The sequence below is a fragment of the Stenotrophomonas pictorum JCM 9942 genome, from assembly GCF_001310775.1.
In the GTDB taxonomy this organism is placed as follows: Bacteria; Pseudomonadota; Gammaproteobacteria; order Xanthomonadales; family Xanthomonadaceae; genus Stenotrophomonas; species Stenotrophomonas pictorum.
Genome location: NZ_BAZI01000079.1, coordinates 1 through 9,531 on the forward strand (window position 1 = coordinate 1; position 9,531 = coordinate 9,531).

Genomic DNA, 9,531 nt, shown 5'->3' on the forward strand with positions numbered 1-9,531 from the left:
CATCAGCGGGTCGCTGCTGCACCGTCCCTCCGCCGGGCCAGAGGTCAAGGCACTGGCGGCGCGGCTGATCCGGATGCTGGGCCAGGAGCAGGACTAGGGGCGGCCTGCGGAGCCGCCGCGCCGCCGGTCATCCAATGGAGGCGCCCTGCGCCCTGCAGGGACGCAGGACGCCAAGCCTCATTCGGGGTCGTAGTCCAGGTTGGAGGCCAACCACCTTTCCACCTGCGCCCGCTCCACGCCCTTGCGCCTGGCGTAATCGTTGACCTGCTCCTTGGATACACGGCCCACCACGAAATACTGGCTCTGCGGGTGGCTGAAGTAGTAGCCCGATACCGCGGCGGTCGGCAGCATGGCGAAGCTTTCAGTCAGCGACATGCCGATCCCTTCGGCGCCGAGCATCGCGAACAGGGTCTGCTTCTCGCTGTGCTCCGGGCAGGCCGGATAGCCAGGAGCCGGGCGGATGCCGCGGTACTTCTCGGCGATCAGGGCCTCGTTGTCGAGCTGCTCGTGGCGGTCATAGCCCCAGAATTCGGTACGTACACGCTGGTGCAGGCGCTCGGCCAGCGCTTCGGCCAGACGGTCAGCCAGGGCCTTGAGCAGGATCGCGTTGTAGTCGTCGTGATCGGCCTCGAAGCGGGCCACGTGCGGCTCGATACCGATGCCGGCGGTGACCGCGAAGGCGCCGATCCAGTCCTGCCGGCCACTGGTTTCCGGGGCGATAAAGTCGGCAAGGCAGAAATCCGGGCGCTCGGCCGGCTTGTCCACCTGCTGGCGCAGGAAGTGCAGGGTGGTGGGTTGTTCGGCGTTGTGGACGATCACATCGTCGCCGCGGCTGTTGGCCGGCCACAGGCCGAACACCGCGCGGGCGGTCAGCCACTTCTCACTGATGATCCGCTCCAGCATGGCGCGGGCATCGCGGTACAGGTCGCTGGCCTGCGGGCCGACGACCTCGTCGGTGAGGATGGCCGGGAACTTGCCGGCCAGCTCCCAGGCCTGGAAGAACGGCGTCCAGTCGATGACCGGCAGCAGGTCCTCCAGCGGGTAGTCGTCGAACACGTGGATACCGGGCTGCGCCGGCACCGCTGGTTCGTACTGTTGCCAGTCGCACTGGAAACGCTGGCCGCGGGCGTGCTCCAGCGACACCAGCCGCTTGGCGTCGCCGCGGTTGCGGTGGCGCTGGCGGATATCGGCGTAGTCGGCGTCATTGGCGGCGACGAAACTGTCGCGCAGTTCGCGCGAGATCAGCGACTGGGCCACGCCGACCGCGCGCGAGGCGTCCTTCACCCACACCGTCGGCGCGTTGTAGAACGGATCGATCTTCAGCGCGGTGTGCGCGCGCGAGGTGGTGGCGCCACCAATCAGCAGCGGCAGCTCGAAGCCCTGGCGCTGCATTTCCCGGGCGACGTGGCTCATCTCCTCCAGTGACGGGGTGATCAGCCCGGACAGGCCGATGATGTCGGCCTGATGCTCACGGGCGGCATCGAGAATCTTCTGCGCCGGCACCATCACGCCCAGGTCCACGACCTCGAAGTTGTTGCAGGCAAGCACTACGCCGACGATGTTCTTGCCGATATCGTGCACGTCACCCTTGACCGTGGCCATGATGATCTTGCCATTGGACTTTGCGGTATCGCCGGTGCGCGCCTTCTCCGCCTCGATATACGGCAGCAGGTAGGCCACGGCCTTTTTCATCACACGGGCGGATTTGACCACCTGCGGCAGGAACATCTTGCCGGCGCCGAACAGGTCCCCGACCACGTTCATGCCATCCATCAGCGGGCCTTCGATCACATCCAGCGGGCGGGTGGATTGCTGGCGGGCGTCTTCGGTATCTTCCTCCACCCAGGCGTCCAGGCCATGCACCAGGGCATGGGCCAGGCGCTCGCGCACCGGCGTGTCACGCCAGGCCAGGTCCTCCACCTTCTTCTCGCCCTTCCTGCCTTTGTAGCGCTCGGCGATTTCCAGCAGCCGTTCGGTACCGTCGCTGCTCCGGTTGAGGATCACATCCTCCACGCGCTCGCGCAGTTCCGGGTCCAGATCGTCGTAGATCGGCATCGCACCGGCGTTGACGATGCCCATGTCCATGCCGGCCCTGATGGCGTGGTACAGGAACACCGAGTGGATCGCCTGGCGCACGGTCTCGTTGCCACGGAAGGAGAACGATACGTTCGACACGCCGCCGGAGACATGGCAGTGCGGCAGGGTCCGCTTGATGATGCGGGTGGCTTCGATGAAGTCGACCGCGTAGTTGTCGTGCTCCTCGATGCCGGTGGCCACGGCAAAGATGTTCGGATCGAAGATGATGTCTTCGGGCGGGAAGCCCACGTCTTCGGTGAGGATGCGGTAGGCGCGCGTGCAGATTTCCACCTTGCGCGCGCAGGTGTCGGCCTGGCCGACTTCGTCGAACGCCATCACCACCGCGGCGGCGCCGTAGCGGCGCACCAGCCGGGCGTGTTCGATGAACGCCGCTTCGCCTTCCTTCAGCGAGATCGAATTGACCACGCTCTTGCCCTGCAGGCATTTGAGCCCGGCCTCGATCACGCTCCACTTGGAGGAGTCGACCATCACCGGAATGCGGGCGATGTCCGGCTCGGACATGATCAGGTTGAGATAGCGGGTCATCGCTTTCTCGGAGTCGATCAGACCCTCGTCCATGTTCACGTCGAGGATCTGCGCGCCGCTGGCGACCTGCTGGCGGGCAACCTCGACCGCTTCCTCGTAACGCTCTTCCTTGATCAGCTTGCGGAACTGGGCGCTGCCGGTGACGTTGGTACGCTCACCGACGTTGATGAACAGCAGGTCCGGGGTGATGACCAGCGGTTCCAGTCCCGACAGCCGGGTATACGGCGGATGGCTCATGCCGCCTGCTCCTGCCGCGACGGCAGCGCACGCGGGGGGAGCCCGGCCACTGCAGCGGCGATGGCGCGGATATGCTCCGGCGAGGTGCCGCAGCAGCCGCCCACCAGGTTCAGCAGCCCGGACTGGGCGAACTCCTTGAGCGTGGTGGCCATTTCTTCCGGGGTCTCGTCGTATTCGCCAAAGGCGTTGGGCAGGCCCGCGTTGGGGTGCGCGCTGACATAGCCGGTGGCGATCTGCGCCAGGGTTTCCACATGCGGGCGCATGTCGGTGGCGCCGAGCGCGCAGTTGAAGCCGATCGACAGCGGCTGGCCGTGCGCGACCGAGGCATAGAACGCCTCGGCCGTCTGCCCGGACAGGGTGCGTCCGGAGGCATCGGTGATGGTGCCGGAGATCATGACCGGCAGGCGGCCGCCGCGCGCCTCGAACACTTCCTCGATCGCGAACAGCGCGGCCTTGGCGTTGAGCGTGTCGAAGATGGTTTCCACCATCAGCGTGTCGGCGCCACCGTCGATCAGCCTTCGATGGCCTCGCGGTAGGTACCGCGCAACTCGTCGAAGCTGGTGTTGCGGAAACCCGGGTCGTTGACATTGGGGCTGATCGAGGCGGTGCGGCTGGTCGGGCCGAGCACACCGATCACAAAGCGCGGCTTGTCCGGCGTGGTCGCCTCGATGGCATCGCAGCACTGGCGCGCGACCTGCGCGCCGGCCTTGTTCAACTCGTAGACCAGGTGCTCCAGGTGATAGTCGGCCTGGCTGACGGCGGTGGCGTTGAAGGTGTTGGTTTCCAGCAGGTCCGCGCCGGCTTCCAGGTAGGCGGTGTGGATGCCGGCGATCACTTCAGGCCGGGTCAGCAGCAGCAGGTCGTTGTTGCCTTTCAGGTCGTGTTCGCAGCCCGGGCCATGCGCGTGCTGGCTGTCGAAGCCCCCCGCGAAGCGCTCACCGCGGTAGTCGCCTTCTTCCAGACGGTGGCGCTGGATCATCGTGCCCATGGCACCGTCGATGATCAGGATGCGCTGCTCAAGTGCCTGCAGCAGTTTGGCGACACGCTCGGGATGGAGCCAGGGGAGGGAACGCATGGCGTGGGGACTCGCTGTGACGTGATCAGGGTTTGTGGGCGATCAGGGAGATGACTTCGAAATGCGGCGGGCGCTTCTCGCGGGTCACGGTTTCCAGGCTGGAGACTTCCAGTCCGGCCTTTTCGACGAACTTGCGCAGTTCCTTGTCGGTGAAGCCGAGATTGACGTGGCCGTAGGCCTCCACCGCCGCCTTGTGCTCGTGCCGGGCCAGGCTGCACAGCATCAGCCGGCCGCCAGGACGCACGACCCGGGCGCATTCGGCCACGGCCTTGGCCGGCTGGCTGGCGTAGGTCAGCGCGTGCATCAGCACCACCAGATCAAAGCTGCCGTCCTCGAAAGGCAGTTTGTGCATGTCGCCTTCGAGCACTTCGACGTTGGCCAGCTTGCGCAGGCGCTCGCTGGCGGCGGCGACCACGCGGGCGCTGGTGTCGATGCAGACATAACGCTGCGCGTGCGGCGCCAGCAGTTCGGCCAGCACGCCGTCGCCGGAGGCGATATCGAGCACGTCACCGGTTTCCAGCAGCGGCAGCGCGCTGCGCGCCAGCGCTTCCCAGGTGCGGCCAGGCGAGTAATGGCGCTCCATGTCGCCGGCCACACTGTCGGCCCAGTTCTGGTCGGCGGCGCGCATGGCCAGCACCGCAGGCACCCGTTCCGCATCCTGGCGCAGCAACGGATCATCGCTGCCGGTGCTCAGGGCATGCCACAATGCGCGCTGCGCCGGATCCAGCGCGGCCTCGTCGAAGCGGTAATAGGCCGAGACCCCGGCGCGGCGGTCGCGCACCAGCCCGGCTTCCTTCAGGCGCGCCAGATGGGTCGAGACCCGCGCTGCGCCAGTGTGGTGATGGCCGACAGCTCGGCCACGGTCAGTTCTTCCTGTTCCAGCAGCGTCAGCAGACGCACGCGCGTCGCATCGGCGAACACTTTCAGACGGGTCGACCAGTCTTCTAGATCCATAAATATCTACCTATCGCGATATAGAGATATTTTCTCCTCTCCGCGGGGGCAGGGTCAAGGCGAGGCATAGGCCGCAACCGGGCGCGATGGTTACAATTGCAACCTCGTGAGCCCTGGGAGGGGTGTAGTGGACTTCAGTTTTTCCGACGAACAATTGATGCTGCAGGATGTCGCGCGCCGCATCGCCAAAGAGAAGATCGCCCCCAGTGCCGAGCATTTCGATGCCACCGGCGAGTACCCGCTGGAGAACATCCGCCTGCTCGGCGAGAACGGCCTGATGGGCATCGAGGTGCCGGTCGAGTACGGCGGCTCGGGCATGGACCGATCTCCAGCGTGCTGGCCATCGTGGAGGTGTCGGCCGCCGATGCCGCCCACGCCACCATCATGTCGGTCAACAACTCGCTGTTCTGCAATGCGGTGCTGGCCTACGGCACCGAGGCGCAGAAGCAGCTGTACGTGCGTGCCATTGCCGAAGGCCGTGAGATCGGCGCCTTCGCGTTGACCGAATCGCAGTCCGGCTCCGATGCCACGGCGATGCGCTGCCGAGCCGTGAAGCAGGCCGACGGCTCGTTCGTGATCAACGGCCAGAAGAGCTGGATCACCTCCGGCCCGGTGGCGCGCTACATCGTGCTGTTTGCGATGACCGATCCGGAACAGGGCGCCCGTGGCATCACCGCGTTCATGATCGACACCACCAAGCCGGGCTTCGGTCGCGGCAAGACCGAGCCGAAGCTGGGCGTGCGCGCCTCGGCAACCTGCGAGATCGAGTTCCAGGACTACGTGGCCACTGCCGACGAGGTGATCGGCCAGGAAGGCCAGGGGTTCAAGATCGCGATGAGCCTGCTGGACGGGGGTCGTATCGGCATCGCCTCGCAGGCCGTGGGCATCGCCCGTGCCGCCTACGAGGCCTCGCTGGCCTATGTGCAGGAGCGCAAATCCTTCGGTGCGCCGATCGGCACCTTCCAGATGGTCCAGGCCAAGATCGCCGACATGAAGTGCAAGCTGGATGCGGCGATGTTGCTGACGCTGCGCGCGGCGTGGGTCAAGTTGCAAGGCAAACGCTTCTCCACCGAGGCGGCGGTCGCCAAGCTGACCGCGTCGGAGGCGGCGATGTGGATCGCCCACCAGGCGGTGCAGATCCACGGCGGCATGGGGTATTCCAAGGAAATGCCGCTGGAACGCTACTTCCGCGATGCCAAGATCACCGAGATCTACGAAGGCACCTCGGAAATCCAGCGGATGGTCATCGCCCGCAACGAGACCGGCCTGCGCTGAGTCCTGCGGCCTGCAGCGGAACAGAAAAAGCCCCGGCAATGCCGGGGCTTTTCATTGGTGGCTATGTCCGGGGGCACCGGTGGATGGCGCGATCGGGCGCCATCCACGGCCCCGGGCTTACCGGTCTTCCTTGGCGGCACGCGCCTGGTGCTGGTCCAGATACGCCTTGGACTTCTCATCGAGCTTGTCGCCCAGGACGCGGCGTACCGTCACGAAGAACAGTGGAATCAGCAGTACGCCGATGGCGGTGGCGAACAGCATGCCGCCGATTACGCCGGTACCCAGCGAGTGGCGCGCATTGGCGCCGGCACCGGTGGAGATGGCCATCGGCAGCACGCCCAGGATGAAGGCGAACGAGGTCATCAGGATCGGGCGGAAGCGCAGGTGCGCCGCTTCGATGGTGGCCTCGCGCAGGGTCTTGCCCAGCGCCCGCTGCTCGACCGCGAACTCCACGATCAGGATCGCGTTCTTCGCCGCCAGACCGATCACCGTGACCATGCCGATCTTGAAGTACAGATCATTGGGCAGGCCGCGCATCAGCGAGAACACCACCGCGCCGAGGATGCCGATCGGCACCACCAGCAGCACCGAAACCGGGATCGACCAGCTCTCGTAGAGTGCGGCCAGGCACAGGAACACCACCACGATCGACAGCACCATCAGCAGCGTCGCGGCGTTGCCGGCCAGGATTTCCTGGTAGGACATGCCGCTCCAGTCAAAGCCGAAGCCTGCCGGGAGGTCGTCGCGCACCAGGTTCTCCATCGTGGTCATGGCCTGGCCGGAGCTGGTTCCCGGGGCCGGCGAGCCGACGATATTGACCGCCGAATAGCCGTTGTAGCGGTTCAGCGCCGGCGGGGCGTAGATCCACTCGGACTTGACCACCGCACTGAGCGGGATCATCGCCGGCTGGCCGGTGGCGTCCTTGCTCAGCGAGCTCGGTACGAAGTAGCTGTTCAGTGATTCCGGACCGGTGCGGTAGGCCGCATCGGCCTGCATGTTGACCCGCTTGATGCGGCCGCCATAGAAGAAGTCGTTGACATACACCGGTGCCAGCATCATCTGGATGGCGGTGTAGACGTCGTTGACCGACACGCCCATGGTCTGGGCCTTGATGCGGTCCACCTTCAACTGCAGCTGCGGCGAGTTTTCCAGGGTGTTGGGGCGCACGCCCACCAGCGACTGGTTCTGCGAGGCGGCACCCAGCAGGGTGTTGCGTGCCTCCATCAGCGCATCCTGGCCGGCACCGGCACGGTCCTGCAGCCACATGTCGAAACCGCCGAACTGGCCCAGACCCTGCACGGTCGGCAGGTTGACGAAGAAGATCTGCGCATCCTTGATGCCGTAGGCCTTCCGGTTCATGGCCTGGATGAACTCCGGCGCGGTCTCTTTGCGCTCGCTCCAGTCCTTGAGGCGGATGAACGCCATGCCGACGTTCTCGCCCTGGCCCAGGAAGCTGAAGCCGGTGATCTGCATCATGCCTTCGAAGGCGTCTTCGTTCTGCATGGTGCCCAGCAGCTGTTCGAACACGGCGCTGGTGCGGGTCTTGGTCGCACCCGGCGGCAGCTGCACGATGGCCAGCGCGTAGCCCTGGTCTTCCTCGGGCAGGAAGCTGCCCGGCAGGCGGGTGAACAGGAAGCCACACAGCACCACCAGCAGGCCGAACACCATCATCCAGCGCGGCGCGCGCTTGATCACGCCGCCGACCATGCCGACGTAGCGGTGCTCCAGCTTGCCGTAGTACTTGTTGAACGTGCGGTAGATCCAGTTCGGCTTGTCGTTGTGGGTCGGCAGCAGGAACGCCGCACACAAGGCCGGGGTGAAGCTCAGGGCGAGCAGGGCGGAGAAGCCCATCGAGATGGCGATGGTGAGCGCGAACTGCTTGTAGATCTCGCCCGACGCGCCGGGCTGCATCGCGCTGGGGATGAACACGGCAGCCAGCACCACGGTGATCGCGACCACCGCACCGGTGATCTGGCTCATGGCCTTCTGCGTGGCCGCCTTGGGCGCCAGTCCCTCCTCGGTCATGATGCGTTCGACGTTTTCCACCACCACGATCGCATCATCGACCACGATGCCGATCGCCAGCACCATCGCAAACAGGGTCAGCTGGTTGATGGTGAAGCCCACCATCAGCATGCCCATGAAGGTGCCAAGCAGGGCCACCGGAATGACCAGGGTCGGGATGATCGTCGCGCGGAAGTTCTGCAGGAAGATCAGCATCACCAGGAACACCAGCACGATGGCTTCGATCAGGGTGTGGACCACTTCCTTGATCGAGATCTTGACGAAGGTGGTGCTGTCGAACGGGGTGAACCAGCTCACGCCCGGCGGGAAGCTGGGCGCCAGCTCGTCCATCTTGGCGGTCACCGCTTCAGATACGTCCAGCGCATTGGCGCCGGGCAGCAGCTGGATGGCGAAGGCCGCGACGGGCTTGCCGTTGTACTTGGTATCAAAGCCGTAGTTGGACGCACCAAAGGCCACCCGGGCGACGTCCTTGAGCTTGACCACGCTGCCGTCGACATTGGCCCGCAGGATGGTGTTCTCGAACTCTTCGGGCGAGGTGTAGCGGCCTTCGGCGGCTACCGTGGCGGTGAACGCCTGGCCGTTGGGAGCCGGGTCGCCGCCCACCGAGCCGGCTGCGAACTGCAGGTTCTGGGTACCGATGGCGTTGTAGACGTCGGTGGCGGAGAGGTTGTAGCCCTGCAGCTTCTCCGGGTTGAGCCAGATGCGCATGGCGTACTCGGAGCCGAACTGCTGGGTGCTGCCGACGCCCGGGACGCGGGAGATCTGCTCCAGCACGCGGGCACCGACGATGTCGTTGAGCGCGTCGCGATCGACGCTGCCGTCATCGGAGCGCACGCCGATGGCCATCAGGAAGCCGGCGTTGGCCTTGGCGACGACCACGCCCTGCTTGGTCACTTCCGAGGGCAGGCGCGGGGTGGCCAGCGCCACCTTGTTCTGCACCTGCACCTGGGCGATGTCGGCGTCGGTGCCGCTGTCGAAGGTCAGGGTGATGGTCACCCGGCCGGACGAGGAGGACGACGAGTTGAAGTAGACCAGGTTGTCGATACCGGTCAGCTGCTGCTCGATGACCTGGGTGACCGATTTTTCGGCCGTGGAGGCGCTGGCGCCAGGGTAGGTGGCAGAAACGGTGACCTGGGGCGGCGCCACGCTGGGGTAGGACTCGATACCCAGATTCAGGATCGAGATCACACCGCCCAGCGAGATCAGAATGGCCACCACCCAGGCGAATACCGGGTGATCGATGAAAAATTTAGGCATGGCGGTGTCCCGTTAGTTCTTCTTTTCCGTCGCCGGTGCCGGCGCGCCGGCGGCCGGTGCGGCAGCAGCCTGGGCTTGCCACGGGG

At 65.6% G+C, this 9,531-nt stretch carries 2 protein-coding genes and 3 pseudogenes; 1 reads left to right on the forward strand and 4 read right to left on the reverse strand.

Annotation, left to right across the window (positions count from 1 at the left end; translation table 11 throughout):
- Positions 1-177: 177 nt before the first annotated feature.
- From metH to JCM9942_RS06250, 3 genes and pseudogenes are all read right to left on the reverse strand, one after another.
- Positions 178-2,859, reverse strand: coding sequence for a methionine synthase (gene metH / locus JCM9942_RS06240; protein ID WP_054658486.1), 2,682 nt, complete (start codon positions 2,857-2,859; stop codon positions 178-180).
- Positions 2,856-3,934, reverse strand: a pseudogene (locus tag JCM9942_RS06245) (homocysteine S-methyltransferase family protein). Before JCM9942_RS06245 ends, metH begins: the two are co-directional and overlap by 4 nt.
- Before the next feature lie 25 nt (positions 3,935-3,959).
- Positions 3,960-4,888, reverse strand: a pseudogene (locus JCM9942_RS06250) (ArsR/SmtB family transcription factor).
- Between the two features lie 96 nt (positions 4,889-4,984).
- On the opposite strand from JCM9942_RS06250, the pseudogene JCM9942_RS06255 reads away from it, so the two are divergent.
- A pseudogene (locus JCM9942_RS06255) lies at positions 4,985-6,163 on the forward strand (acyl-CoA dehydrogenase family protein).
- Positions 6,164-6,280: 117 nt separating this feature from the next.
- Here the strand turns inward: JCM9942_RS06255 and JCM9942_RS06260 are convergent.
- Complete coding sequence (locus tag JCM9942_RS06260; protein ID WP_054658488.1) at positions 6,281-9,445, reverse strand: multidrug efflux RND transporter permease subunit; 3,165 nt, start codon at positions 9,443-9,445, stop codon at positions 6,281-6,283.
- Between the last annotated feature and the right edge of the window lie 86 nt (positions 9,446-9,531).